Origin of the sequence: Variovorax sp. OK212 (assembly GCF_900112425.1) — a bacterium.
GTDB lineage: Bacteria > Pseudomonadota > Gammaproteobacteria > Burkholderiales > Burkholderiaceae_C > Variovorax.
In genome coordinates this window covers 90,775-115,382 of sequence record NZ_FOLP01000002.1, presented here as the reverse complement: position 1 = coordinate 115,382, position 24,608 = coordinate 90,775, and the positions used below count along the sequence as shown (strand labels likewise).

Sequence of the window (24,608 nt, the reverse complement as noted above, 5' to 3'; positions counted from 1 at the left end):
GCGAGCGGCATGAACACGAAAAAGATCTCTCTCGTCGTCTACGCACTGCTGCTGGCCGCGCTGCTGGCGGCGCCGTTCTTTGGTGCGTACCCGGTGTTCGTGATGAAGCTCATGTGCTTCGCACTGTTCGCTGCGGCCTTCAACCTGCTGCTGGGCTTCACGGGCCTGCTGTCGTTCGGGCATGCGGCCTTCCTGGGCGGCTCCGCGTACGTTGCGGGGCATGCCATCAAGGTCTGGGGCCTCACGCCCGAACTGGGCCTGGTTGCGGGCACGCTCACCGGCGCCTTCCTCGGCTGGCTCTTCGGCGTGCTGGCCATCCGCCGCCAGGGCATCTACTTCGCGATGATCACGCTGGCGCTCGCGCAGATGATGTTCTTCGTTGCGCTGCAGGCCAAGTTCACGGGCGGCGAAGACGGCCTGCAGGGCGTGCCGCGCGGCAAGCTCTTCGGCCTCATCGACCTGTCGAACGACCTCACCATGTACTACGTGGCGCTGGTGGTGGTCGTACTGGCCTTCCTGCTGATCGTGCGCACCATCCACTCGCCGTTCGGGCAGGTGCTGAAGGGCATCAAGGAGAACGAGCCGCGTGCGTTGTCGCTGGGCTACGACGTGAGCCGCTTCAAGCTGCTGGCCTTCGTGATCTCCGCCGCGCTCTCGGGCCTCGCGGGTTCGCTCAAGACGCTGGTGCTGGGCTTCGCCACGCTGTCCGACGTGCACTGGACCGCTTCGGGCCAGGTCATCCTGATGACGCTGGTCGGCGGCCTGGGCACGCTGTCGGGTCCGCTGGTGGGCTCCGCCGTGGTCGTGCTGCTGGAGAACAAGATCGGCGAACTGGGCAACCTGCTCGCGCGCATCACCACGCTCGACTGGTTCAACACGTTGGGCGAGTCGGTGACCATGGTGACGGGCCTGATCTTCGTGATCTGCGTGCTTGCGTTCCGCAAGGGGATCATGGGCGAGATCATTGCGTTCATCGACCGGCGGCGCACGAAGTAGCGCCCTGAGCAACGCAACGCAAGGCGCAGGGCCTGCATGAAGAAAGGGAGCCGAGGCTCCCTTTCTTCCTTGTCGCTCCGCCGTTCAGCAGTTGCCTTTCTTCGCCTGTCCCGGCGGGCAGAAATCGCGGCCGCGATCACCGCGATCACCGCGATCACCGCGATCACCGCGGTCACCGTGGTCATGGCCGCGCCCATGGTCGCGGTCGTGCCGGCGATGGTCGTCGCGGTCGTTCCATTCGCGTTCACGCTCGCGTTCGTGGCGGGCTTCGCGGTAGGCCTCGCGCTGGCGCCAGTCGCCTTCCGCCCAGCGCCAGCCGCCGCGGTCTTCGGTCCAGCGGCCCGGCGCGTACACATAGCCTGCGCGCTCGCGCTGCCAGCCGCCCTGGCGCCATGCATAGGCACGGCCGTCCCAGGCCCAGCGGCCCGGCATCCAGACGAAGCCCCCGCGCGGTGGCGGCAGCGGTTCGTAGCGCGGCGGCGGCGGCGCGGCCATCACGAGGCCGGGCACGTTGATGTTGACCGAGACCTGCGCGTTGGCCGCCGGCGGGCTCGCGAGGATGGAAAGGGCGCCGGCCACGGCCAGCACGGCAAGTCGAATCTTCATGGGGGTCCTTGGTTTTTCGAGTGATTTTTTGGGGAACATGGGTTCCAACGCCCTTGGCGCGGAATCGGTTGTCGGGGGCCGGGTCACGGCGGCCAGCAGCCACCGCGCAACTACAACTTCAGCGGCGCGGCATAGCCCGTCATCTCCAGGTAGCCGCGCCCCACGCGGCGCCCCTGCGCGTCGAGCAGGTCGCTCAGGCCTTCCCAGTACACGCCGCCGGTCGATCCGCGGCTGTCGAGCTCCTGGTCGTCGAGCAGGGCCCGCACCTCGAAGTTGCCCGAGGGCGTGCGCACGCGCCATTGCGTCGGGTACTTCGCCTGGGTGCGCGGGCTGTCCCAGGACTTGATGGCGTCGAAGTGCACCTCGTCGTTTGCGAAGATGCGCGCCGCGCCGTCGCGCGGGCGGAACGAGCCGCCGCCCCACAGCGCGCTGCCGTCGCTGCGCCGCAGGTGGAAGGCGGTGAGGGCGCTGCCGTCGTCGAGGTTCATGCCGATCCAGTCCCAGCCCACGGCCTGCGGGTGCATCAGCGCCTCGCTCCATTCGTGGTCGAGCCAGGCGGAGCCACCGACGTCGAAGGCCTGGCCCTTGAGCGTGAGCTTGCCCTGCGCCTTGAGCTGCGGTTCGCTGTAGTAGTAGCTTGCCTGCGATTCTTCAGGTCCCTTGCGCGACAGGCCGGCCTTGCCCTGCAGCAGCACCGGCTGCGTCGGCGTGAAGCGCAGGTCGAGCATGAATTCGCCGGCGGGAATGCGCGCGGCGTAGATGCCGTTCTCGCGCATCAGCGACCAGTCGCGGATGCGCACGTCGGTGTCGCTCGCGCTCGCCTCCGCCACGCCGAAGCCGGCGCGCGCGATGCGCTGGTCGTGCAGCAGCACGCGGCCTTCGAGATCGGTGACGGCCGCGTGCGCGAACACGAGGTGCTTGGCGGCGAAAGCCGAGCGCATGCCCAGCGCGGCCTCGACGCGCGAGCGGAAGAAGGTCACCTGGAAGCCGAACTCGCGGCCCGCCGGCGTCTTCGCGTGGCCGGTGATGTACCACCACTCGGTGTGCAGGTCGGGGTGGCTGCCGAAGTCGCGCGGGAACTCGAGCCGGCGTTCGGGCAAGGCCCAGGCTGCCAACGGCCCGGCCGCGAGTGCCGCCAGCAGCAGGGCGCGGCGCGACAGCCGCGGGGGGCGAGACATCACGCGGCCACCAGCGCGTCGATGCGCTGCTGCACGGGGGCGATGTCGCCGAACGCGTTCTTCACCCATGCGGCGTCGTGGTAGCTCGGCAGGTAGCGCTCGCCCGCGTCGCACAGCAGCGACAGGATCGAGCCCTGCTGGCCGGCCGCGCGCATCTCGTTCGCAATGGCCAGCATGCCGGCGAAGTTGGTGCCGGTGGACGGGCCGACCTTGCGTCCCAGCAGCGCCGACAGCGCATGCATGGCGGCCACCGAATCGAGGTTGGGCACCTCGATCATCCGGTCGACCAGCGTGCGGATGAAGCTCGGTTCCACGCGCGGGCGGCCGATGCCTTCGATGCGCGAGCCTGCGGCGGTGAGCGTGGTGTCGCCGGTGCGGTGGTAGGCCGAGAACACCGAGCCTTCGGGGTCGGCCACGCACACCTGCGTGTCGTGGCAGCGAAAGCGCAGGTAGCGCCCGATGGTGGCGCTGGTGCCGCCGGTGCCGGCGCCCACCACGATCCACTTCGGCACCGGATGGCGCTCGCGCGCCATCTGCTGGAACATGCTCTCGGCGATGTTGTTGTTGCCACGCCAGTCGGTCGCGCGTTCGGCGTAGGTGAACTGGTCCATGTAGTGGCCGCCGGTGCGCTCGGCCAGCGCGCGGGCTTCTTCGTAGACCTGGGCGGCGTGGTCGACGAAGTGGCAGCTCGCGCCGTAGAAGGCGATCTGCGCAACCTTCTCGGGAGACGTGGTACGGGGCATCACGGCGATGAAGGGGAGGCCCAGGAGGCGGGCGAAGTAGGCCTCGCTCACTGCGGTCGAGCCGCTCGATGCTTCGACGATGGTGGTGCCTTCGCGGACCCAGCCGTTGCACAGCGCATAGAGAAAGAGCGAACGCGCGAGCCGGTGCTTGAGGCTGCCTGTGGGGTGCGTGGACTCGTCTTTCAGGTACAGGTCGATGCCCTGCGCTGCGAGGGAAGGGAGCGGGAGGGGGATGAGGTGGGTGTCTGCGCTGCGCTGGTAGTCGGCCTCGATGCGGCGGATGGCGGTGTCGAGCCAGTTGGCGCTGGTGGTCGAGTTGAGGTGCGGTGAGGGCTGCTGCATGGGGGAAGTCTACAAGTCGTGTGTTGTGGGAGCCATGGCCTTGTTTGGTTTCCGGGGCCGGGTCTCGCCCCGGCAGGCTGCCTGCTTTTCTTTGCTTCGCCAAAGAAAAGTAGGGGCGAAAGAAAGGCGACCCTGCTGTCTGCGTCCCTCCGCGTCGCTGCGGGCAAGCTGCGGTGCTCACGTTTCGCGGGGGCCCACCCAAACTCGCTTCGCACTCGGCGCAGCCAGAAGGGCTTGGGGACCGGTCGGGCCTTTGCTTCGCTCGGCCAGTGGGCACTGGCAGCGCTTTGCGCCTTCGGTGCCTGGCTGCCTTGTGGGCCTACCAGTCTTCCTTTACTGCCAGCACCGCATCTTTTCCAGCGGCAGCCCTGCCTGCCATCCATGCGGTCACTGTTCCCGCCGCAACCACGGCCGCACACAACCCCAGCAACCGCTCCCACGGCACCAGCAAGTCCATGCTCCAGTGGAAGCTCTGCGGGTTCACGACCTTCACAAGCACCACGGACACAGCCAGCCCGAGTCCCAACCCGGCGACAGCGCCGATGGCGGTCCACGCCGCGCCTTCGCCCGCGACCACCGCGAGCACCTGCCGGCGCGTGAAGCCCAGGTGCGCGAGCAGACCGAACTCCTTGCGCCTTGCCAGCACCTGCGCGCTGAAGCTCGCGGCAATGCCGAACAGGCCGATGGCGATGGCCACGGCCTGCAGCCAGTAGGTCACGGCGAAGCTGCGGTCGAAGATGCGCAGCGAGGTCACGCGGATCTGGCCGACGGACGCGATCTCCACCGACTCCGCGGAGCCGCCGCCCTGCCGCGCCGCCAGCGCGCGCACGGCGGCCTGCACCTCGCCTTCGGCGGCGCCGGGCGCGAGCCACAGCGCGACGTCGCTCACGTTGCGCTCGCCGGTGATGCGCTCGTAGTCGCGCGCGTCCATCGTGATGGCACCGAACTGCCGCGCATAGTCGCGCCACACGCCGGCCACGAAGAAGGTCTGCGGCGTCTTCGACGCGGTCGCGAGGCCCATCGCGTCCGACAGCGGCGCGAACACGGTGCCGGGCTCGGCGCCGTACAGCTCGACCATCGGCTCGCTCACGTAGATGCCGATCTGGCCCTCGGGCACCGGCACGGCCGTGCCCACCAGCGGCAGCGACTGGGTGGCGCCACCCTCGAGGCTGCGCGCAATGAGCGCCACGGCGGGCCGCGTGGCGTCGAGCTGCAGCGACTGGGTGCGCAGCGTGCCCGTGCGTGCCACGCCGGGCAACTGCGCCAGCGACTGCACGAAGGCCGGCGCGAAGGTGGCGGTGTCGGTGCTGCTGCTGTTGCCGGTGTTGCTGCCGCGCCCGCCCGAGGTGGCGCGCACGTACAGGTCGGCGGGCAGCACCACGTCGAGCCATTGCGTCACGGAGTCGCGGAAGCTCGCGACCATCACCGTGAGCGCGACGGCCAGGCTCAGGCTGGCGACCACGCCGCTGACCGCCACGGCCGCGGTGCCGCGCATGCGCCGCGCGCGCTCCACGGCCAGCATGGGCAGCACGCGCTGCGCGAACAGCGGCGCGATGCGGTCGTACAGCAGCGCGATGAGCCAGGGCAGGGCGGTGATGCCACCCACCAGCAGGCAGGCCACCGACAGGTACGCCGCCACCGGAATGCCGCCGATGGCAGGCACGTTGGCCAGCACGGCGCCCAGCGCGATGAGGCCGAGCGCGAGCCAGTGGCTGTTGCCCTGCGTGGGCGCGGCGCCCAGGCCCTTGAGCGTCTGCGCTTCGGGCAACGCCTGCGCCGCGCGCGCGGGCCACCAGCCGCCGACCAGCGCGGCGGCCACGCCCAGGCCGCCGTAGAGCAGCGCGGCGCCGGCGCTCCAGTGCAGCGTGGGCGCGACGCCTTCGAAGTAGCCGCCGCCCAGGTCGCCGCCGAGCACCTTCAGCGCGAAGGCTGCGAGCGCGGTGCCCAACGCGAGGCCGGCGAGGCTGCCGATGAGGCCGAGCACCAGCGACTCGGCCAGCACCAGCTTCAGCCGCTCGCGCGGCGTGAGGCCGAGCACGCCGAGCAGCGCGAACTGCTGCGCGCGCTTGGCCACGCTGAGCGCGAGCACCGAGAACACGAGGAACGCGCCCGTGAACAACGCCACCAGCGCCAGCACCGTGAGGTTGACGCGGTAGGCGCGCGAGAGGTTGCTCACGCGCTCGGCGGCGTCGCCCGGCTCGGCGAACTGCACGCCGGCGGGCCAGTCGGGCGACTTCTGCAGCGCGGCCATGAAGGTGGCGCGGTCGGTGCCGGGCGCGAGCCGCAGGTCGATGCGGCTCAGGCGTCCGCCCTGGCCGAAGAGGTCTTGCGCGGCGGCGATGTCCATCACCGCGAGGGCCGTGCCGCTGGCGGCGACGTGGCCGGCCACGGTGAGCTTCTGCCATGCGTCGCCGCTGCGCAGCTGCACCGTCTCGCGCGTGCCGGCGGGTGCCTGCGCGGGCAGGCCGAGCGCGCTGCGCGCGGCGGCGTTGAGGAACACCTGGCCCGGCGCGAACAGCGCGAAGCGGTCGGCGCCGGCCGCGGGCTGCGGCATCAGCGCGGGCGCGATGGTCGGCAGCACGAGCGCGTCGATGCCGATCACGCGCATCGGCACCTGCTGCTCGCCGGCCAGCGCCAGGCCCTGGAACTCGACCACGGGACTGGCGAGCGTCACCTGCGGGTGCCGCGCGAGCCGGGCGAACACGGCCTCGTCGAAGCCGCCCTGCACGGCGCGCACTTCCAGGTCGGGCTGTCCGTTCACCGAGCGCACGGCGCTGGAGAACTCGTCGAGCGCGGAGGCGTTGATCAGCTGCACCGAGAACGCCAGCGCCACGCCCAGCATCACGGCCAGCACGGCGGCCGCGTTGCGCCAGGGGTGGTGGCGGAGTTCCTGCCAGGAGAAGGTGGTGAGCAATGCGCGCATCACCCGATTGTGGCGGCGCAAGAAAGGTTACACAGGCGTGGCACCATGGCGCCTCTTTCGATCCCCGATCTTCGACGACGCCAGAGGAATCCGACGATGCGGCTGTTGCCCTCCGACCTGTACCGCCGCTGCTTCGCGGCCTGGCTGCTCGCGCCGTTGCTGGCCGGCCATGCGGCGGCGCAGCTTCAATCTGCACCGCCGTTGTCCGTGCCGTCCGCACTGTCTCTGGCCAGCGAACCCGCGGTGCTGGCCAAGGCCGCGCTCGGCGCCGAGCGCGGCACGCTGGTGGTCGGCACGCTGCGCAACGGGCAGGCGGCCTACGGTGCGGCCTACAACCCCGAGCCGCCGTCCACGCCGCGCCCGATCGCGGCCAACAGCGCCGAGCAGCCGATGTTCGAGATCGGCTCGGTCACCAAGGTGTTCACCGGCCTGCTGCTCGCGCAGGCGGTGGAGCGCGGCGACCTGAAGCTCGACGACACGGTCGGCAAGCTGCTCGAGGGCAAGGCCGACGGCAAGGTGGAAGGGCTCGCGCCGGCCGTGGCTTCGGTCACGCTGCGCCAGCTGGTCACGCACACCGGCTGCATGCCCGTGATGGCCGACGGCGTCACGGGCGGCGCGCCGCTGGCCGAACAGTTCCGCAGCTTCGACAGGCCGATGTTCTGGGCGGCGCTGGCGCGCATCAGGCTCACGGCCGCCGCGCCGCCGTGCGAGGCGGCATACAGCAACTTCGGCATGGCGCTGCTCGGGCAGTTGCTGGCGGAGCACTACAAGACCTCGTGGGGCGAACTGGTGCGCGCGCGCATCACCGAGCCGCTGGGCATGAACGACACCGTGATCCCGCTCGGCGACAAGGCCTCGCGCATGGCCCCGGCCTTTGCCGGCGACCGCCGCCAGCCGCTGTTCGACATGCAGGCCTATGCGCCGGCCAGCGCGCTGCGCTCCACGGCCGCCGACATGATGATCTTCAGCCGCGCCATCCTCGCGGGCGCCGGCGGCCCGCTGGGCCCGGCGGCGGCGCGCATGCTCACACCGCTGGCGCGCTACGAGGGCGCCGAGATCGGCTACGCGGTGATGGTGCGCGGACCCGAGGGCGGGCGCCGCACCTACTGGCACGCGGGCCTCACCGAGGGCTACCGCACGCTGTGGCTGCTGGCGCCAGACACCGGCGAGGCGCTGGTCGTGCTCAGCAGCAACGCGCGCGCGCCGATGCAGCCGGTGATGCTGGCCATCGGCAAGAGCCGCTACCCGGTGTCGAGCGTCGAGGTGCCGATCGATCCCGCGCGGCTGGACGACTACAAGGGCGAGTTCCGCATGAGCAAGACCAAGGCGCTGGTGTTCACGGTGCGCGGCGGCAAGCTGCTGGTGCGCGAGACGGGGCGCGGCTACAACGCGCTCACGCCCACGGGCACCGACCGCTTCGCCGTGACGGCCATCGGCGCGCAGCTGGTGTTCCGGCGCGACGAGCGCAATGCGGTGGTCGGCGTCACGCTGGCGCAGGGCGGCAGCCAGCTCGAGGCGCGGCGCACGGGCGAAGCCACGTCCGTGCAGCAGGAGTAGAGGCCCGGGCTCAGCCTGCGAGCGCCAGCAGCTGGTCGGCCATCTGCTCGATGTCGCCGCGCATCACCAGCTTGTCGCGCCAGTCCCGCGGAATGGCGTCCGCGCCGTAGAAGGCGCCCGCGAGCTGTCCGCAGATGGCCGCGGTGGTGTCGGCGTCGTCGCCCAGGTTGGTGGCGGCCAGCACGGCTTCTTCGAACGAACCGGTGTGCGCGAAGCACCAGAGCGCCGCTTCGAGCGACTCGACGCAGTAGCCCGAGCCCTTGATCTGCGCGACCGGTTTCGCGGCGTAGTCGCCACGCGCCAGCGCGGCGACCTTGTCGCTCAACGGGGCCAGCGGCGCCGTCGAAAGAATCACCGCCTTGCCTTCGCCGTGCAATGCCGCGCGCAACTGCAGCGCAAAGAGCTGCGAGCACCCGATGGCTTCGAGCGCGCCGTGCGTCGTGCGCGTGCTCTCGCCGGCCTGCTGCCAGGTGGCTTGCGCGCTGGCCGCGTAGAACATCGGCACGGGCGCGAGCCGCATCAGCGCGCCGTTGCCGGCGGTGCGCGGGTCGGGGTCGCCCGCGAACGGATCGCCCGACGCAAGGTAGCGGGTGAGGGCGCCCGACACCGTCAGGCCGATGTCGAAACAGTTCCCCGTGCTGCTCATGTAGCCCACGCTGCGCCAGTTGCAGTAGCGGTTCATCTGGTCGACCGCGTCGAAGCCCTTGCAGTGCAGCAGGCTGGCCGCGAGGCACAACGCCATCGAGGTGTCGTCGGTCCATTCGCCCGCGATCAACCCGAAGGGGCCGCCGCCCTGCATGCCGGTCACGGGCGCGAAGCTGCCGCGCGGGCGGAACTCGACCGTGGTGCCCACGGCATCGCCGCAGGCCAGGCCCAGCAGGCAGCCGCGGTAGCGATCGGTGCCGGTCATCGCGGCTGCCTCAGCGCATCGCGCGCGGCCATGAGTGCAAAGCCCAGCAGGTTCAGGCCCTTCCATTCGCGCGGGTCTTGCGCGGCGGGGTCGGTGGCGGCCAGGCCGATGCCCCAGATCGCGTCGACCGGGCTGGCCTCCACCAGCACCTGGTGGCCAGTGCCGAGCAGGAACGCGCCGAGCGCCGGGTTCTGCGCGAACTTCTCGACGTTGCCCCGCGTCACGATGTCCAGGCGCGCGGCCACCCAGGCCGTCTCGTCGAAGCCGCGGATCTCGCGGCCCAGCTTCTTGGCCTCGCCGGGCGTGCGGGCCGCGAGGATGCGCTCGCAGGTTGCCTCGTCGCCGAACAGGCGCGCCTTGCCGGCCATCATGAAGTGCTCGGCCGTGCGGTACCTGATGCCATCGGCCTTGAACCCGGCCTCGAACCACTGGCTGAAGCAGCTCTTGTTCACGCCGGTCTTCGGCGCCTGGTGGCCCCAGAACAGCAGGTACTCGGGGCGGTGGCCTTGCGCGAAGTAGGCGGGCAGGTCGCGGGTGCTTCGCGGCGCGGCTGCCTGGTTCGGTGTGTCGGTCGTCATTTTTTCTCTCTCCTTGTTGTTCAGTCTCAGGTGCCGATGTCGAGCACATGCTCCACCGGCAGTTGCAGCGCGGGGTCATCGTCTTGCGCGAGCGGGCGCTGCGTGTCCACGAAGGCGCGCATGTCGATGACCTCCAGCAGTTCTTCGTGCGCGAAGGCTGCGAGGGTACGTCCGCGCAGGCCGAGCTGGATCGCGCGGCGCTCCAGCTTGCCGCCGCGCGGCGAGTGGTCGGGATCCCATTGCAGGCGCACCTCGGAGCGGCCGACGGCTTCCTGCCATGCCTCTCGGCTCGGGTAGCCGGCCTGGCTCGCGTTGAACGTCGAAGGCACGGCCTCGCGCACCACGCGCTCGAAGAACGCGCGGCGCAGCCGCAGGCCCAGCGTGACCTCCTGGCCTTCCTTGGTGCCCCAGCCGCTGCGGTACATCATCCACAGGAAGTTCGGCTTGATCCAGCTCATGCGCGAAAGGCTGAAGGCCGGGCCGTCGAGCCGGCCGTGGCGAATGGCGTACTCGCCGATCTCGGGGCGATAGGCCTGGTACACGACGACGGAATGCGCGTCGTGGTGGGCCAGGATGTGTTGCCCGCTTTTCGGCCAGCGCGCGCGCTGCGCGATGTGCCGTTCGGTGGGCAGGGGTGTGACAGCGTCGTTCATTTGTTCTTGTTCCTTCGTTGTAGTTCTTGTGATTTCCATGAAAGTTGCCCTGTGCAACTAATCAAGGGTTGTATAGTACAACTAATAAATCCGGAGTCAAGCCATCCCGTGAATACGCCATCGCCCAGGTTCCCGCCCCTGACCTTTCCGCGCCCGCTGGTCACGGTCGACGTGGTGATGTTCACCGTGCGCGACGACGCGCTGCAGGTGCTGCTGGTGAAGCGGCCCGCCGACACCGACGAGCCGTTTCCCGGCAAGTGGGCGCTGCCGGGCGGCTTCGTGAACATCGACGAAGACGCCACGCTGCTGGCCTGCGCGCAGCGCAAGCTGCGCGAGAAGACCGGCGTGGTCACGCCCTACCTCGAGCAGCTCGGCAGCTGGGGCGGGGCGCAGCGCGACCCGCGCGGCTGGTCGGCCACGCACTGCTTCTATGCGCTGATTCCGGTGCAGGCGATGCAGTTGCGCAGCGGCGCGAACGCGGCCGAAGTGGCGTGGTTCGAGGTCGATGCGGCATCGCGCAAGCGGCTGGCCTTCGACCATGGCGAGCTGCTCGACGCGGCCATCGCCCGGCTGCGCAGCAAGGTCGAATACACGTCGCTGCCGGCCTTCCTGCTCGAGGAGCCGTTCACGCTGCCGGCGCTGCAGCACACCTACGAAGTGGTGCTGGGCCGCGACATCGACAAGAGCGCTTTCCGCAAGCGCATGCTCGACGGCGAGTTCATGGAAGAGGCCGGCATGGTCACCGGCAGCCTGGGCCGCCCGGCCATGAGCTACCGGCTGCGCGACCGCTCGCAGGCGGCGCTCTTTCCGCGCACCTTCAACACGAAATAGTCTGCACGGGGCCGTTCAAGGCCGTTCAAGGCCGGTCAGGGCCGGTCACAGGCGGTCCGACATCGCATGCAGGTACGCCCGCACCACCGCGCTGCTGCTGAGCCCGATCGCACGCGCATAGGCCTGGCGCGCCGCCACGCGCGCGCCGCCGTTCGCGAGCAGGTGCGCCCGCGCCGCCCAGAAGGGCTGGTAGCTGGTCACCTCGCCGGCGGGAATCGCGTCGAGCGCCTGCAGTCCGACCTCCGGTCCCCTGGCGTTGGCCAGCGCGCAGGCACGGCTGACCTGCGCGCCGATGCTCGGGCGCAGCGCCAGCAGGCCTTCGTACAGCGACACCATGGTCTCGGGCGGCACCGGCGCGCCCGCGCGGCGTTCGCAGTGCGCCGACTGGATGGCGGCCTCCAGCTGGTACGCGCCCAGCGACTGCAGCGTGGACGCGTGCCGCAGGTGGTGCTCGGCCTCGGCCAGCAACTGGTGGTTCCAGCGCGTGATGTCCTGCTGGTCGAGCGGCACGTAGGCGCCGGTGTCGCTGCGGCGCGCCGCCATGCGCGCGTCGCAGAACAGCATGAGCGCCAGCAGGCCGAGCGGCTCTGGCTCCTGCGGCATCAGCCGGCACAGGATGCGGCACAGGTCGATGGCCTCCGCGGTCAGCCCGCGAGGCAGGGCGTCGGCGCCGTCCACGTCGTCCCAGCCGGTGCCGTAGGCCGCGTAGATGCCGTCGAGCACGTCCTGCAGCCGGTGCGGCAGGTCGCGCGCCTGCGGGTACTCGAAGGGAATGCCGGCCGCGCGGATGCGGGCCTTGGCGCGCACCAGCCGCTGGCCGAGGGTGGAGGGCGAGGTCAGGAAGGCGCCGGCCATGCGCGCGGCGTCCAGCCCGAGCACGGTCTGCAGCATGAGCGGCGCGCGCGCCGGCGCGTCGATGGCCGGGTGCGCGCACACGAAGAGCAGGCGCAGCCGCTCGTCGGGCACGGCGGCGCCGTCGGTGGTGCCCTCGTCGACCTCGCCGGCCAGCAGCATCAGGCTTTGCGTGGCCTTGTCCTGCACGCGGGTGTGGCGCCAGGCGTCGAGCTTGCGATGGCGCGCCACGCTCAGCAGCCAGGCGTCGGGCTGCTGCGGCACGCCGTCGGCGGGCCAGCGGTCGAGCGCGCGCGCGAAGGCGTCGGCCAGCGCGTCTTCCGAGGCGGCGATGTCGTGCGTGCGCGCGGACAGGATGGCCAGCAGCCGGCCGTAGGATTCGCGCGCCGCGCGCTCGGCGACGTTGAACGAAGCCGGCGCAGCGGCTGCTGAAGCTGCGGCGGCCGCTGCAGCCGCCGCCGCCGCAGCCGTGGAAGGCGCCGCCGGGGCCGTCACGCCGCCGATGCCATCGCGGTGGCGGTGAACACGGGGCGCACCTCGACCCCGCCGCTGGTGGCGCAGGGCGCGCGTGCCGCCCATTCGAGCGCCGCGTCCAGGTCGGCCACGTCGATCACGAAGTAGCCGCCGAGCTGCTCCTTGGTGTCGGCGAAGGGGCCGTCCTGCACCTGGCGCTTGTCGCCGCGCACGCGCAGCGTGGTGCCGGTCATGGGCGGCAGCAGGCCGTGGCCGCCGAGCGAAATGCCCGCCTGGCGCACGGCGTCGGCGTAGGCCATCCAGCTGGCGCGGTAGGCCTGGGAGGCGGCGTCTTCGCGTTGCTCGAATTCGGCCGCGGGCTGGTAGAACATCAACATGTACTGCATGGTGTCTCTCCGGTAGGGAAGAAGCTGAGCAGGATCGCTCACCACAATGACGGCCCGCCGGCGGCCATTTCGACACGGGGTGGCCGCGTCGAGCAGAATATTTTTTCGCTTATGGCGGCCGGGCGCAATGCCCCGTTTCCCTGCCGCCCCGGTTCACGGGCCTGTCGGCTCAGGCCGCCCGGGCCTGCACCGCGGGCGTGAACATGGCCTCCATCTCCTGGCGCAGCCTGTAGGCGCCGGTGGCGGTGTCGATCGCCACGTCGGCCCAGCTCAGGCTCTGCCCCTTCTTCACCGGGCGCACCAGCTTGACGTTGTGCGCCAGCCCCAGCGGCAGGCCGCCCAGGCGCAGCGAGCGCTCGGCCGGCAGCAGCTTGCCCCACACGGTGTAGCCGCCTTCGCCGTCGAGCATTTCACCGGCCGCCAGGTCGCGCTTGGCGGTGGCCACCACGTCGGCGTTCCAGCAGCTGGCCACGCCGGTGGCCTCGCCGCGCAGCGCCACGCTGGCCACCGACATGCCGACCTCCAGCCCGATCAGGTGCCAGCGCTTGTACAGCGTGAAGTAGCGCCCGCTCGGGTCGGTGTGGGCGTTGTATTCCTCGAAGCAGTTCTTGATGTAGTCGGTCTCGGCCTCCACCGTGACCCACACGCCCATGCGGATGTCGTACGGAATCTTGCGGCCGTCGGCTTCCAGCGAAGACACCACCTCGACCATGCCCTTGCGCTCGAGCACGCCGCCTTCGCTCTTCGGGCGCGTGACGAAGGGAATGTCTTCCACGCTCGCGGGCGGGTAGAGCAGGCCGTCCGACGGCACGCCGAGGCCGGTGGCGTTGGCCACGGCCGAGCTTTCGATGGACGGCTTGGAGCCGTCGAGGAAGCTGTTGAACATCTTCGGGTTGAGGCCGCCGCGCTTCGCCTGCTCGGGCGTGAGGCCGTAGTTGCCCCACACCGTCTCGGGCGTCGACTCGGTGAAGTGCGGCAGCCACTTGTGGCCGCGCCCGGCCGCCACCACCGGAAAGCCGCAGGTGCGCGCCCAGTCGACCAGGTCGCAGATCAGCGCGGGCTGGTCGCCGAAGGCCAGCGAATACACCACGCCGGCCTGCCGCGCCTTGTGCGCGAGCAGCGGGCCGCAGAAGGCGTCGGCCTCCACCGTCACGTTGACCACGTGCTTGCCGTGCGCGAATGCATCCAGGCAATGGTCGACCGCGGCGATGGGGTTGCCGGTGCACTCGACCACGATGTCGATGGAGGGCTCGCGCGTCACGGCCTGCCAGTCGTCGGTGATCCAGGTGGTGCCGTGCTTCAGCGCCTCCTGCACCGAGCCGGCGGCGGCGCGTCCGGGCTGCCAGCCCACGCGCTCCAGGTTGACGCGGGCCGCGTCGGGCGACAGGTCGGCAATGGCCACCAGCTGCACGCCGGGCGTGCGCGGAATCTGCGCGAGGTACATGGCGCCGAACTTGCCGGCGCCGATCAGGCCGATGCGGATGGGGCGGCCTTCGGCGGCGCGTTGCTGCAGGCGGGTATAGAGGCTCATGGTGTTCAGGCCTCCACGGGTTCGATCAGCGCGAGCGAGGTGCGCAGCGCGCTCTCGGGCAGGCCGCTCTTCCACGGCACGTCGACCGGGTAGGGCTTGAGCAGGCAGTCGTCGGGCAGCATCTCGATGGGCGTGAAGTCACGGTGCGCGATGTACTCGGGCCGCTTGTGCCGGCGGATGTGGTTGCTGACCGCGCACAGGCTCAGGTACACCGCCACGCGGTTGAACGGCGACAGGTTGCTGCCCGAGGCATGCACCAGGCAGCTGTGGAACAGGATCATCGAGCCGGCCGGCCCCTTGGGCGAGACGATGCCGCCCTGCTTGCCGCCGGCGCGCTCCACCAGCTGGCGGATCAGGTCGTTGTCGACCGTCCACAGCGGGTAGCTGGTGGTGGTGAGGTCGTGTTTCGCATCGACCACGCCCTTGCGGTGGCTGCCCGGAATGAACATCAGCGGGCCGTTGTGCTCGGTCACGTCGTCCAGGAAGATCGCGACGTTCATCGCGCGCTCGGTGGGCATCAGGTCGTCGTTGAGCCAGGTGCCGTAGTCCTGGTGCCACTGCCACACCTCGCCTTCGAAGGCCATCTTGCCGTTGATCTTGAACTGGTGCATGTAGACCTCTTCCTTGAAGAGATCGCTCACCGGGCCCACCATGCGCGGGTGCCGCGCCAGCCGAGCGAAAGGCTCGCTGATGAGGTGCGCGGCGAAGTTGGTGCGCACGGCGTCGGAGCCTTTCTCGCGCACGTTGAAGGCCTCGCGCTTGCTGTACAGCTCGGGCACCGCGTCGGTCAGTGCCCTGGTTTCCTCGGGCGAGAAATGGCCGGGAAAGAACAGGTATCCGTCGCGCTCGAACTGCGCGCGTTGCTCGGGGGTCAGCTTCATGCCTTGTCTCCTTTTTTTCGCTGGGTGGTCTGCGGGGTGGGTCCGGGGGAAGGGGTTGCGGCGCGCGCCAGTTGCTGCGCGAGCCGCGCGCCCAGTGCCTCGCTGGCCTGCGAGACGTGCTCCTCGCTCAGACGCGCGGCGCGCTCCACGTGGCCGGCGGCAATGGCCTGGGCAATGGCTTCGTGCTCGTCCCACAGCGATTCGCGCTGCGGCTCGGCCTGCAGCACCGCGCCCATCGCGCGGCGCAGGTGGCGCCAGTGCGGCGCGGCGCTCTGGCCGATCAGCGGGTTGCCCGAGGCCTCGTAGATGGCCTGGTGAAAGGCCACGTCGGCGTCGAGCATGGCTTCCACATTGCGCCCGCGCGCCGCGCGCCGGCCCCGTTCGATGAGCTTGGGGTCGATGCGAAAGCGCTGCTGCGCCGCCAGCCGCGCGGCCAGCACGTCGAGCGCGCCGCGCACCTGGTAGACCTTGCGCATCGCCTCGGCCTCCAGCGGCGCCACCAGCACGCCGCGGCCGGGCGCGTCGAGCACGAAGCCGTCCTTCTTCAGCAGCCGCAGCGCCTGCAGCACGGGCTGGCGCGAGACCGAGAGACGCTGCGCGATGTCTTCCTGCGTGATGCGCTCGCCCGGCGCGAGCGTGCCGCTGCTGATGGCGCCGAGCAGGGCGCGGTAGACCTGGTCGACGAGGTCGGGGGCGACTTCGATGCTGAGGAGCTGGGCGGGCATGGCGGGTCTCTCTTTGAACTCTGTATACAGAGTACGAACTTTGCGGCCGGCGCGTATCCCGGGTTTTTACCCATCGGGACTGCAAAGAATTGCAGGCCGCCGCTAAGCTCGGCGCATGCAACTACCTACCTACGACGACGTCATCGCCGCGGCCGCGCGGCTCGAGGGCCATGCCCACCGCACGCCGGTGCTGCGCTCCAGCACCGCCAACGCGCGCTGGGGCGCGGAGTTCTTCTTCAAGTGCGAGAACTTCCAGCGCATGGGCGCGTTCAAGTTCCGCGGTGCGTTCAATGCGCTGTCTAAGTTCGACGCCACGCAGCGCAAGGGCGGCGTGATCGCGTTCTCGTCCGGCAACCATGCGCAGGCCATCGCGCTGTCGGCGCGCCTGCTGTCGATGCCGGCCGTGATCGTCATGCCCAAGGACGCGCCGGCGGCCAAGGTGGCCGCCACCAAGGGCTACGGCGCCGAAGTGGTGATGTACGACCGCTTCACCGAGGACCGCGAGGCCCTGACCAGGCGGCTCGCGCAGGAGCGCGGCATGACGATGATTCCGCCGTACGACCACCCCGACGTGCTCACGGGCCAGGGCACGGCGGTGAAGGAACTGATCGAGGAGACCGGCCCGCTCGACCACCTGTTCGTGTGCCTCGGCGGCGGCGGTCTGCTGTCGGGCTCGGCGCTGTCGGCGCGCGCGCTGGCGCCCGAATGCAAGGTCTACGGCGTGGAACCCGAGGCGGGCAACGACGGCCAGCAGTCGTTCCGGACCGGGAAGATCGTGCACATCGAAACGCCGAAGACCATCGCCGACGGCGCGCAGACGCAGCACCTGGGCGAGTACACCTTCGGCATCATCCGCCGTGACGTGGACGACATCTTCACGGTGACCGACGAGCAGCTCGTCGAAGCCATGCGCTTCTTCGCTGAGCGCATGAAGATGGTGGTGGAGCCCACCGGCTGCCTCGCGTTCGCGGGCGCCATCGCGGCGGCCAAGGCCATCGAAGGCCAGCGCGTGGGCATCGTGATCAGCGGCGGCAACGTCGACCTGTCGCGCTTCGCCGCGCTGATCGCGCCGCAGTAAACCCGCGGTAACCCCGCCGTAATGCCGGACTGAGCCGACGGGTCCGCGCTCAGGCGCGGATGCCGCCGGCCGTCAGGTGCAGCAGGCGATCCGCGCGGGCCGCCGCGCTCTCGGAGTGCGTGACCAGCACCAGCGACGCCCCGTGCTCGCGGGTCTGGCCGATCAGCAGGTCCATCACCTTCGCGGCGGTCGAGGGGTCGAGGTTGCCCGTGGGCTCGTCGGCCAGCAGCAGGGCGGGGCGGTGCACCAGCGCACGCGCAATCGCCACGCGCTGCAGCTGGCCGCCCGACAGCGTCTGCGGCAGCCGCGCGCCCATGCCGGGCAGTCCGACCGCGTCGAGCATCTTCGCCACGCGGCCTTCTTCGTTCTGCCGGCCCAGCAGCATCAGCGGCAGCGCCACGTTCTGCGCCACGTCCAGGTGCGGCAGCACATGGAAGGCCTGGAACACGAAGCCGACATGGCGGCGCCGCCAGAGCGCGCAGGCTTCGCCGCCGAGCGCGCCGATGTCGGTGCCGTCGTGCGTCACCGTGCCCTGGTCCCAGCTGTCGAGACCGGCCATGCAGTTGAGCAGGGTCGACTTGCCGACACCCGATTCCCCCACGATGGCGACGAACTCGCCGGGCTCGACGCCGAGCGTCACGTTCTCGAAGACAGGCGCTTCGCCGTAGTGCTTGCCGAGGTTGGTTATGCGCAGCGTCATCCGGCGTGGTGGGCTTGGGTTGCTTGAGTGGCCTGAGCCATGAGGTGAACGGCGGTCTGCACGGCATCGGGCGCGTCGCAGGCGATCACGGTGCGCTGCGGCATGCTGCGCAGCCACGTGACCTGCCGCTTGGCGAGCTGGCGCGTGGCCGCGATGCCGCGTTCGCGCAGGTCGGCCATGGCCTTGGCGCCGGGCGCCGCATCGCCGCAGGCGTCCAGCGTTTCCCAGGCCTGCCGGTAGCCGACGCAGCGCATCGAGGGCAGGTCGGTCGACAGGTCGCCGCGCGCACGCAGCGCGCGCACCTCGTCGAGGAAGCCGGCCGTCAGCATCGCGTCGAAGCGCTCGGCAATGCGGCCGTGCAGCCAGGCGCGCTCGCCCGGCTCCAGCGAGAACAGCATGCCGCCTTCGAGCGGCCGCGCCGTCTTGTTGTCGCTCGCATGAAAGCTCGACAGCGGCTTGCCGCTGGTGGCCCACACCTCGAGCGCGCGCTGGATGCGCTGGCTGTCCTGCGGCGCGAGCCGCGCGGCCGTCACCGGGTCGACCTGCGCGAGCCGCGCGTGCATGGCGGGCCAGCCGTGCGCGGCGGCGTCGGCGTCGATGTGCGCGCGCACGGCCGCGTCGGCCGGGGGCATGGCGTCGATGCCGTCGAACAGCGCCTTGAAGTACAGCATGGTGCCGCCCACCAGCAGCGGCAGCGCGCCGCGCGCGCGGATCTCGCCGACGAGCCGCGTGGCGTCTGCCACGAAGGCGGCGGCGCTGTAGCTCTCGCGCGCATCGAGGATGTCGATCAGGTGGTGCGGCACGGCGGCCTGCTCGGCGGCGGTGGGCTTGGCGGTGCCGATGTCCATGCCGCGATAGACCAGGGCCGAGTCGACCGAAATGATCTCCACCGGCTGCAGGCGGGCCAGCGCGAGCGCGGCGGCGGTCTTGCCGGAGGCCGTGGGGCCGGCCAGTGCAAGGTAACGAAGAGGAGCGGGAGAGGGGGCGGCGCCTGGCGATGCCGGGGTGGCGGCCTCGGCGGCCGGAACGAAGCTGGGAGACATGGTGCGCCGAGGGTAGCAAATGGCGCGAGCCCGCCCGTGCTTCAGGTCTTGCGGCTCCGCACCGTTTTTGGCGTGCGGCCATGGAACCGGGTGAAGGCCGCGCTGAAATTCGCCGGGTGCGCGTAGCCCACCTGCCATGCGGCCTGCGCGACCTGGCTGCCGGCCTCCAGCAGCGCAAGCGCGCGGCGCATGCGCAGTTCGAGCAGCAGGCGGTAGGGGCTGGCGCCGAACAGTTCCTGGCAGCCGCGCTGCAGCTTCGATTCGCCGAGGCCGACGCTGGCGCAGAGGTAGGCCACGGTCAGCGGCGATTGCATCCGCGCCTGCATGAGGTCGCGCGCCTGCTCGAGCTTGCGGATGTCCTGCGGGCTGAAGGCGGTGCTTGCCGGCGCCGGCGCCGGGGCTTGCAGCGCGCGCATCTCGTTGGCCAGCAGGGTCAGCGCGTGGATGTGCAGGTCGAGCGGGCTCGGTGCCTCCCGCGCGGTGCGCCGGCCGAGTGCCGCGGCATGCACGGCGCTCGCGGCGCAGGTGCGCCCGAAGGCCAGCTCGCGCAGGCCGGTGTCGGGCAGCAGCCTGCGGCGGCCTTCCTCGCCGAAGTAGCGCAGCACCGTGTCTTCGTCGACCAGCAGGCGCAGTTGCGTGACCGCTTCGCCGGCATGGTAGCGCCGCTCGCCCACACTGTCGCGCGCGGCCGAGACGGTGGTGAACCCCGCGCTGAAGGCCAGCCGCTCGCCGCCGTGGGCCTCGTAGCCCGAGTCGCCCTGCAGCGCGAAGGTGAGGATCAACCGGCGCGTGCCGTCCTGCTGCGCGCTGTGCTCGGCGAGGTCGCGCAGCGGCAGGTAGCGCGAGCGCACCACGGCCAGGCCGCGGTCGATTTGCAGGCGCTCCGCGTGGCAGTCGCCCACCGCGTCGGGCAGTTGCTGGCGCACCCAGCCCGGCGCGGCGGATGGGGCGGTGCGGGCTTCGGTGGCGGCGATGTGAAAGGCGATGGCGAGGCTCGGTGAAACGGGGGTAGTGAAACGGGGTGGCTCGGTGGCCGAAAGCGAATGCATACGAAACAGCCCGGAATGCAATCGAATCAGATGATAGTCATTCTCGTTTGGAAATACGCTTGTTCGAGCTTCCCGTCACGGCCTCGAGCCTCTTTTTCTCCTTGCGATTTCCACACATGGCTTCACTGCTTTTCTCTCCCGGGGCGCGCGCGGCCTGGGCTTGCCCGCTGTTGTGCGCGCTGTGCGGCACGGCCGCCGCGCAGCATCAGGACAGCGCCCCCGCGTTGCCCGCGATCTCCGTCACCGCCACCAAGCAGGCGCAGCCGCTGGACGCGGTGCCGACCAGCGTGTCGGTGCTCGACGGCGACACGCTCGAGGCGCAGGGCGCAATCGGCCTGCAGACGCTGGAGCAGCTCACGCCCGGCCTGAGCTTCCAGCCCTTCGGCCAGGCCGGCGTGCTGTCGCCGGTGATGCGCGGGCTCAGCGCCAACTTCTTCAGCTTCTCGTCGTCCACGCTGCTGCTGCTCGACGGCGTGCCCACGCTGATGGCGCAGGGCTTCGACGACGCGCTGCTCGACGTCGACCGCGTCGAGGTGCTGCGCGGCCCGCAGTCGACGCTGTACGGGCGCAATGCGGAAGCGGGCGTCATCGGCATCCACACGCGCCGCCCCGGCAACGAAGCGCGCACCACCGTGGGCGTGGAGGCGGGCAGCCGCGACCGCCGCGCGCTGCGCTTCTCGCTGAGCCGGCCGCTGATGCAAGACACGCTCTACGCGAGCATCGCGGCCGAGAGCTCGCGCCAGGACGGCTTCATCCGCAACACCCTCACCGGCCGCACCGAGGACGACCGCGAACGCCGCGCGCTGCGCCTGGCGCTGCGCTGGACGCCCAGCGCGCGCACCGACGCCACGCTGCGCTTCGCCAGCCAGGACTACGACGACGGCGCGGCCCTGTGGGGCTCGCCCGGCGCCGAGCGTGCCACGGTGCGTTCAGGCACGCCGAGCTTCAACCGATCGCGCGGGCGCAGCCTGTCGCTGGACGTGACGCACAACTTCGGCAATGAGCTGCGCCTGCGTTCCATCACCGCGCAGAACAACGTCGACGACCGCGTGCAGCAGGACACCGACTTCCAGAGCGCCGACCTGCTCCACATCGGCCGCAACCACCGCTTTCGCACGCTGTCGCAGGAGCTGCGGCTCGAAGGCCGGCTCGGCGGCGCGCAGTGGCTCGCGGGCGTGTACCTCGACCGCGACGACCATGACCTGCTGAACGAGCAGAAGCTGCCGCTCGTGAGCAGCCTCACGCCGGCCACGCTCGACGGCCATTCGTCGGCGCTGTTCACGCACTGGAACGTGCCGCTGGGCGGCGCGTGGTCGGTGTCGGCGGGGGCGCGCGTCGAGCGCAACGCGGTGCGCTTCACGGCTGGCGACGGTGCGGGCAATGCGGGCAATGCAGGCAATGCAGGCAGCGCGGCGCGGAAGGCCGGCTGGACGCATGTCTCGCCCAAGCTCGCGCTGCAGTACCAGCTCGCGCCCACGCACCAGCTGTATGCGAGCCTGTCCGACGGCTTCCGCGCGGGCGGCTTCAACGTCTTCGTGCCGGCCGCGGGCTATGCGGCCTACCAGCCGGAGAAGGTGCGCTCGCTGGAGTTCGGCGCCAAGGGCGCCGTCGCCGGGCAACGGCTGCGCTACGCGGCCTCGGTGTATGCCATGCGCGTGAACGACATGCAGGTGCAGCAGATGCCGGTGCCGGGCACGGTGTATGTGACCAACGCCGCATCGGCGCATGCGACCGGTGCCGAGTTCGAGCTCGACTACCTCTTCGGCCAGGGCTGGCAGCTGCGCGCCGGCCTGGCGCTGAACCGCACGCGCTTCGATCGCTTTCGCGACGGCAGCGCCGTGTACGACGGCCACCGCAACCCGTTCGCGCCCGACATCGACGGCCACGTCGGCCTGCGCTACGACGCGCCCAAGGGCTGGCACGTGCAGGCCACGCTGTCGGGCACGGGCAAGGTCTACCTCGACGCGGCCAACCGCTACAGCCGCAACGGCTATGGCCGGCTCGACATGTCGGCCGGCTACACGCAGGGCCCGTGGGAACTCACGGCCTACGTGCGCAACCTGGCCAACCGGCGCTACGACGCCGTGGGCTACCAGAACGGCATCGTCTCCGTCTACAGCCCGCCGCGCGAAGTCGGTGTGCGGCTGAACTGGCGGATGTGATGCGCGCGCCGTTTTTCTCTTTCAACACTGCCTTGGTGAATCCGACAGCCATGCCTTTCAGCTACCACCCCCATCCCTTGCAACGCTACTGGGACATCGCCTCGGCCGCCGTGCAGGCCGACGCGCTGGCCGCCGCGCTGGAGCTCGGCGTGCCCGACGCGCTGCGCGACTACGCCACCGCGCACGACACCGCCCGGCGGCTCGGCCTGCAGCCCGCGGCCACCGCGCCGCTGCTCGACCTGCTGTGGAGCATCGACGTGCTCGATCGCACCGAAGCCGACGGCGACATGCCGCACCGCTACCGCGTGAGCGAAGGCGCGCGCCGCTACCTGCTGGCCGACTCGGCAGCGTTCTGCGCCGACGCCTTGCTGTTTCGCCTGCGCAGCCTGCGTGGGGCGGGCGGACGGCTGGGCAGGCAACTTCGCCCGGAGCAAGGGCAAGACGTGCCGCGCGCCCCCACCGGCTCCGACCTCGACTGGGCGCAGGCCGCGCGCGTGCAGATCGGCCAGGAACAGCGCGCGGTGAGCGTCGACGCCGCGCTGCACGTGATGGCACGCGTGCCCGAGGCCGCGCAGACGCGGCGCTGGCTCGACCTGGGCGGCGGACCGGGATGGATCGGCATTGCACTGGCCAAGCTCTGGCCCGATTCGCAAGGCGTGGTGTTCGACGGCCCGGCGACGGCCGCGGTTGCCGGGGAGAACATCGCGCGCGAGCAGCTGTCGCACCGGGTGCGCGCCGTGGGCGGCGACATCGGCGGCGACATCGGCGGCGATGCAGGTGGCCGTACAGGTGATGGTGCAGGTGGTGACGCCGGGGGCGACAGGACGCGCGACAGCATCGGCGAAGGCCACGACCTCGTCTGGTGCTCGTCGGTGCTGCACTTCGTGCCCGACGTCGACGCGATGCTGCGCAGGGTGCTGGCGGCGCTGCGCCCCGGTGGCCTCTTTGTCTGCGCGCATGCCGAGGTGGGCGCCTCGCGCGAGCAGGCCGCGGCGGTGCTGCCGTTCTACCTGCCGATGATGGTGCTCGGGCGCCACGTGGGCGCGGCCGGCTCGGGCGAGGCCGCGCTGGAGCGCGCCGGCTTCCAATGCCTGCGGCGCTTCGCGTCGCCGGAGTTCCCGATGGCACCGCTGCAGGTGCTGGTGGCGCGCAGGCCCAACGCATGAGCCGCCTGCGCGAGAACCTGCACCAGGCGCTCTTCGCGGGGCTGAACCTGGCGACGACCGCGCCCAGCGTGTACCTCTGGCTGGGGCTGCCGGTGCTGATGCGGCAGCACGGCTGGAGCGGGTGGGAGATCGGCCTCTTCCAGCTCGCGGGGTTGCCGGCGGTCTTCAAGTTCCTGCTGGCCGTGCCGGTGGAGCGGTATCGCTTCAGGGGCGGGCAGTACCGCGGATGGGCTGTGCTGCTGTGCCTGGGCTTCGCGGCGGTGCTCGCGCTGCTGGGGCAACGCGAACTGCTGTCGGACCGCGTCACGCTCTGCGTGCTGGCCGTCGCCTCCGCGCTGATGGCGACGTGGGCCGACATTCCCGTCAACGCGCTCGCCATTCGCCTGCTGCCCGCGTCGGCGCGCCTGCGCGCGGGCGGCCTGCGCTCGGCGGCGCTGTCGCTGGGGGCCATCGTCGGCGGCGGGCTGATGCTGCTGGTGCAGGCGAAGTGGGGGTGGGCCGCGCCGTTCTGGTTCATGGCGGGCCTGCTGGTGATCGGCGCGCTTGCGCTGCTGTGCATCGACGAAGGCGCGGCGCCGATCGCTGCGCAGGCACCGCTCGCTTCGCGCGGCGTGTCGAGCGGCCGTGCGCAGGGCTACTTCGAGCAGCCGGGCGCCCGCGCGTGGACCGTGCTGCTGCTGTCGTGCTTCCCGTTCATCGGCGCGGCGTGGTTCTTCCTGAAACCGCTGCTGCTCGACCGCGGCTTTGCCGTGCCGCAGGTCGCGTGGCTGGTGGGCGTAGGCGGCGGGCTGGTCGCGGCGGTGGCCAGCGTGGTGGCTGCCGGCGTCGTCCGGCGCGTCGGCGTGGCGCGCGCGGTGCCGGGCGTCACGCTGCTGGGCTTCCTGTGCATCGCCGTGCTCGCGGCCGTGGTGGCGTTGCGCGCGCCGGCGGCATGGCTGGGCGCCGCGGCGCTGCTGGTCGCGTTGGCGATGGGCGCGGCGGCCTCGCTGGCCTTCGGGCTGATGATGTTCTTCGCACGTGACGGCCACCAGGCGGCCGACTACGGCCTGCAGGCCAGCCTGTTCGCGCTGAGCCGCCTGGCGGTGCCGGTGGGCGCGGGCTTCCTGCTCGACCGCACGGGCTACGCGGGCATGCTGTGCGGGCTTGCGTTGGCGATGGGCGGGGTGTTCGTCTTCGCGCTGCGCGGCAGCGGCGCGATCGGGCGCACAGCGGCGCCCGGGTGAGGGTCAGGCAGGGCCTGCCAA

22 protein-coding genes are annotated in these 24,608 nt (G+C 71.0%); 7 read left to right on the top strand and 15 right to left on the bottom strand.

What is annotated here, in order from left to right; all coding sequences use genetic code 11:
* Positions 1–9: 9 nt before the first annotated feature.
* Positions 10–996: a branched-chain amino acid ABC transporter permease gene (locus BM004_RS07160; protein WP_093212207.1), complete on the top strand. Its 987-nt coding sequence runs from the start codon at positions 10–12 to the stop codon at positions 994–996.
* Between the two features lie 84 nt (positions 997–1,080).
* Here the strand turns inward: BM004_RS07160 and BM004_RS07155 are convergent, their stop codons facing one another.
* From BM004_RS07155 to BM004_RS07140, 4 genes are all read right to left on the bottom strand, one after another.
* The gene (locus BM004_RS07155; RefSeq protein WP_093212205.1) at positions 1,081–1,602 is read right to left on the bottom strand and encodes a YXWGXW repeat-containing protein; all 522 of its coding nucleotides are present in this window, start codon (positions 1,600–1,602) and stop codon (positions 1,081–1,083) included.
* Positions 1,603–1,712: 110 nt separating this feature from the next.
* A complete protein-coding gene (locus BM004_RS07150; protein ID WP_093212203.1) occupies positions 1,713–2,780 on the bottom strand; it encodes a lipocalin-like domain-containing protein in 1,068 nt (355 codons plus the stop codon).
* Positions 2,780–3,865, bottom strand: coding sequence for a PLP-dependent cysteine synthase family protein (locus tag BM004_RS07145; protein WP_093212201.1), 1,086 nt, complete (start codon positions 3,863–3,865; stop codon positions 2,780–2,782). The genes BM004_RS07150 and BM004_RS07145 overlap by 1 nt, the downstream gene beginning before the upstream one ends.
* Before the next feature lie 319 nt (positions 3,866–4,184).
* The gene (locus tag BM004_RS07140) at positions 4,185–6,788 is read right to left on the bottom strand and encodes an FtsX-like permease family protein (protein WP_093212199.1); all 2,604 of its coding nucleotides are present in this window, start codon (positions 6,786–6,788) and stop codon (positions 4,185–4,187) included.
* Between the two features lie 96 nt (positions 6,789–6,884).
* Between BM004_RS07140 and BM004_RS07135 the strand changes: the two genes are divergently transcribed.
* Positions 6,885–8,345, top strand: coding sequence for a serine hydrolase domain-containing protein (locus BM004_RS07135; RefSeq protein ID WP_093212197.1), 1,461 nt, complete (start codon positions 6,885–6,887; stop codon positions 8,343–8,345).
* Positions 8,346–8,355: 10 nt separating this feature from the next.
* Here BM004_RS07135 and BM004_RS07130 read toward each other — a convergent pair whose 3' ends face one another.
* The 3 genes from BM004_RS07130 to BM004_RS07120 are packed head-to-tail and all read right to left on the bottom strand — an operon-like array spanning position 8,356 to position 10,486.
* The gene (locus tag BM004_RS07130) at positions 8,356–9,255 is read right to left on the bottom strand and encodes an ADP-ribosylglycohydrolase family protein (RefSeq protein WP_093212196.1); all 900 of its coding nucleotides are present in this window, start codon (positions 9,253–9,255) and stop codon (positions 8,356–8,358) included.
* The gene (locus tag BM004_RS07125; RefSeq protein WP_093212194.1) at positions 9,252–9,833 is read right to left on the bottom strand and encodes an NADAR family protein; all 582 of its coding nucleotides are present in this window, start codon (positions 9,831–9,833) and stop codon (positions 9,252–9,254) included. The genes BM004_RS07130 and BM004_RS07125 overlap by 4 nt, the downstream gene beginning before the upstream one ends.
* A 26-nt stretch (positions 9,834–9,859) precedes the next feature.
* Positions 9,860–10,486, bottom strand: coding sequence for a DUF4291 domain-containing protein (locus BM004_RS07120; RefSeq protein ID WP_093212192.1), 627 nt, complete (start codon positions 10,484–10,486; stop codon positions 9,860–9,862).
* 108 nt (positions 10,487–10,594) lie between these two features.
* Here BM004_RS07120 and BM004_RS07115 point away from each other — a divergent pair, with 108 nt between their 5' ends.
* Positions 10,595–11,317, top strand: a complete 723-nt coding sequence (locus BM004_RS07115; RefSeq protein ID WP_093212189.1) for an NUDIX hydrolase — start codon at positions 10,595–10,597, stop codon at positions 11,315–11,317.
* A gap of 45 nt (positions 11,318–11,362) precedes the next feature.
* On the opposite strand, the gene BM004_RS07110 is transcribed toward BM004_RS07115, so the two are convergent.
* The 5 genes from BM004_RS07110 to BM004_RS07090 form a co-directional block, all read right to left on the bottom strand.
* Positions 11,363–12,535, bottom strand: coding sequence for an RNA polymerase sigma factor (locus BM004_RS07110; RefSeq protein ID WP_093128734.1), 1,173 nt, complete (start codon positions 12,533–12,535; stop codon positions 11,363–11,365).
* A 125-nt stretch (positions 12,536–12,660) separates the two neighbouring features.
* On the bottom strand, positions 12,661–13,029 hold the full coding sequence (locus BM004_RS07105) for a YciI family protein (RefSeq protein WP_093128624.1): 369 nt from the start codon (positions 13,027–13,029) through the stop codon (positions 12,661–12,663).
* 169 nt (positions 13,030–13,198) lie between these two features.
* Positions 13,199–14,560, bottom strand: a complete 1,362-nt coding sequence (locus tag BM004_RS07100; RefSeq protein WP_093128625.1) for an NAD(P)H-dependent oxidoreductase — start codon at positions 14,558–14,560, stop codon at positions 13,199–13,201.
* A gap of 5 nt (positions 14,561–14,565) precedes the next feature.
* Positions 14,566–15,441, bottom strand: a complete 876-nt coding sequence (locus BM004_RS07095; protein WP_093212187.1) for a phytanoyl-CoA dioxygenase family protein — start codon at positions 15,439–15,441, stop codon at positions 14,566–14,568.
* A complete protein-coding gene (locus BM004_RS07090; RefSeq protein ID WP_093212185.1) occupies positions 15,438–16,166 on the bottom strand; it encodes a GntR family transcriptional regulator in 729 nt (242 codons plus the stop codon). Before BM004_RS07090 ends, BM004_RS07095 begins: the two co-directional genes overlap by 4 nt.
* A gap of 115 nt (positions 16,167–16,281) precedes the next feature.
* Between BM004_RS07090 and BM004_RS07085 the strand changes: the two genes are divergently transcribed.
* Positions 16,282–17,244 carry a threo-3-hydroxy-L-aspartate ammonia-lyase gene (locus tag BM004_RS07085; protein ID WP_093212183.1) on the top strand — a complete coding sequence of 321 codons (963 nt, stop codon included), beginning with the start codon at positions 16,282–16,284 and terminating at the stop codon, positions 17,242–17,244.
* Between the two features lie 49 nt (positions 17,245–17,293).
* Here the strand turns inward: BM004_RS07085 and BM004_RS07080 are convergent, their stop codons facing one another.
* The 3 genes from BM004_RS07080 to BM004_RS07070 are packed head-to-tail and all read right to left on the bottom strand — an operon-like array spanning position 17,294 to position 20,036.
* Positions 17,294–17,944: an ABC transporter ATP-binding protein gene (locus tag BM004_RS07080; RefSeq protein WP_093212181.1), complete on the bottom strand. Its 651-nt coding sequence runs from the start codon at positions 17,942–17,944 to the stop codon at positions 17,294–17,296.
* A complete protein-coding gene (gene miaA / locus BM004_RS07075; protein WP_093212179.1) occupies positions 17,941–18,987 on the bottom strand; it encodes a tRNA (adenosine(37)-N6)-dimethylallyltransferase MiaA in 1,047 nt (348 codons plus the stop codon). The genes BM004_RS07080 and miaA overlap by 4 nt, the downstream gene beginning before the upstream one ends.
* Before the next feature lie 41 nt (positions 18,988–19,028).
* Positions 19,029–20,036 (bottom strand): helix-turn-helix domain-containing protein, encoded by a 1,008-nt coding sequence (locus BM004_RS07070; protein WP_093212177.1) that lies wholly within the window; start codon positions 20,034–20,036, stop codon positions 19,029–19,031.
* Positions 20,037–20,152: 116 nt separating this feature from the next.
* On the opposite strand from BM004_RS07070, the gene BM004_RS07065 reads away from it, so the two are divergent.
* The 3 genes from BM004_RS07065 to BM004_RS07055 are packed head-to-tail and all read left to right on the top strand — an operon-like array spanning position 20,153 to position 24,587.
* Positions 20,153–22,198: a TonB-dependent receptor gene (locus tag BM004_RS07065; RefSeq protein ID WP_093212175.1), complete on the top strand. Its 2,046-nt coding sequence runs from the start codon at positions 20,153–20,155 to the stop codon at positions 22,196–22,198.
* A gap of 50 nt (positions 22,199–22,248) precedes the next feature.
* The gene (locus tag BM004_RS07060) at positions 22,249–23,364 is read left to right on the top strand and encodes a class I SAM-dependent methyltransferase (RefSeq protein ID WP_093212173.1); all 1,116 of its coding nucleotides are present in this window, start codon (positions 22,249–22,251) and stop codon (positions 23,362–23,364) included.
* On the top strand, positions 23,361–24,587 hold the full coding sequence (locus tag BM004_RS07055; RefSeq protein WP_093212171.1) for an MFS transporter: 1,227 nt from the start codon (positions 23,361–23,363) through the stop codon (positions 24,585–24,587). Before BM004_RS07060 ends, BM004_RS07055 begins: the two co-directional genes overlap by 4 nt.
* Positions 24,588–24,608 lie beyond the last annotated feature (21 nt).

Coding starts and splice junctions, on each gene's coding strand:
- BM004_RS07160 (WP_093212207.1), top strand. CDS start 10: ATGAACACGAAAAAGATCTCTCTCGTCGTCTACGCACTGCTGCTGGCC.
- BM004_RS07155 (WP_093212205.1), bottom strand. CDS start 1,602: ATGAAGATTCGACTTGCCGTGCTGGCCGTGGCCGGCGCCCTTTCCATC.
- BM004_RS07150 (WP_093212203.1), bottom strand. CDS start 2,780: ATGTCTCGCCCCCCGCGGCTGTCGCGCCGCGCCCTGCTGCTGGCGGCA.
- BM004_RS07145 (WP_093212201.1), bottom strand. CDS start 3,865: ATGCAGCAGCCCTCACCGCACCTCAACTCGACCACCAGCGCCAACTGG.
- BM004_RS07140 (WP_093212199.1), bottom strand. CDS start 6,788: ATGCGCGCATTGCTCACCACCTTCTCCTGGCAGGAACTCCGCCACCAC.
- BM004_RS07135 (WP_093212197.1), top strand. CDS start 6,885: ATGCGGCTGTTGCCCTCCGACCTGTACCGCCGCTGCTTCGCGGCCTGG.
- BM004_RS07130 (WP_093212196.1), bottom strand. CDS start 9,255: ATGACCGGCACCGATCGCTACCGCGGCTGCCTGCTGGGCCTGGCCTGC.
- BM004_RS07125 (WP_093212194.1), bottom strand. CDS start 9,833: ATGACGACCGACACACCGAACCAGGCAGCCGCGCCGCGAAGCACCCGC.
- BM004_RS07120 (WP_093212192.1), bottom strand. CDS start 10,486: ATGAACGACGCTGTCACACCCCTGCCCACCGAACGGCACATCGCGCAG.
- BM004_RS07105 (WP_093128624.1), bottom strand. CDS start 13,029: ATGCAGTACATGTTGATGTTCTACCAGCCCGCGGCCGAATTCGAGCAA.
- BM004_RS07100 (WP_093128625.1), bottom strand. CDS start 14,560: ATGAGCCTCTATACCCGCCTGCAGCAACGCGCCGCCGAAGGCCGCCCC.
- BM004_RS07095 (WP_093212187.1), bottom strand. CDS start 15,441: ATGAAGCTGACCCCCGAGCAACGCGCGCAGTTCGAGCGCGACGGATAC.
- BM004_RS07090 (WP_093212185.1), bottom strand. CDS start 16,166: ATGCCCGCCCAGCTCCTCAGCATCGAAGTCGCCCCCGACCTCGTCGAC.
- BM004_RS07085 (WP_093212183.1), top strand. CDS start 16,282: ATGCAACTACCTACCTACGACGACGTCATCGCCGCGGCCGCGCGGCTC.
- BM004_RS07080 (WP_093212181.1), bottom strand. CDS start 17,944: ATGACGCTGCGCATAACCAACCTCGGCAAGCACTACGGCGAAGCGCCT.
- miaA (WP_093212179.1), bottom strand. CDS start 18,987: ATGTCTCCCAGCTTCGTTCCGGCCGCCGAGGCCGCCACCCCGGCATCG.
- BM004_RS07070 (WP_093212177.1), bottom strand. CDS start 20,036: ATGCATTCGCTTTCGGCCACCGAGCCACCCCGTTTCACTACCCCCGTT.
- BM004_RS07065 (WP_093212175.1), top strand. CDS start 20,153: ATGGCTTCACTGCTTTTCTCTCCCGGGGCGCGCGCGGCCTGGGCTTGC.
- BM004_RS07060 (WP_093212173.1), top strand. CDS start 22,249: ATGCCTTTCAGCTACCACCCCCATCCCTTGCAACGCTACTGGGACATC.
- BM004_RS07055 (WP_093212171.1), top strand. CDS start 23,361: ATGAGCCGCCTGCGCGAGAACCTGCACCAGGCGCTCTTCGCGGGGCTG.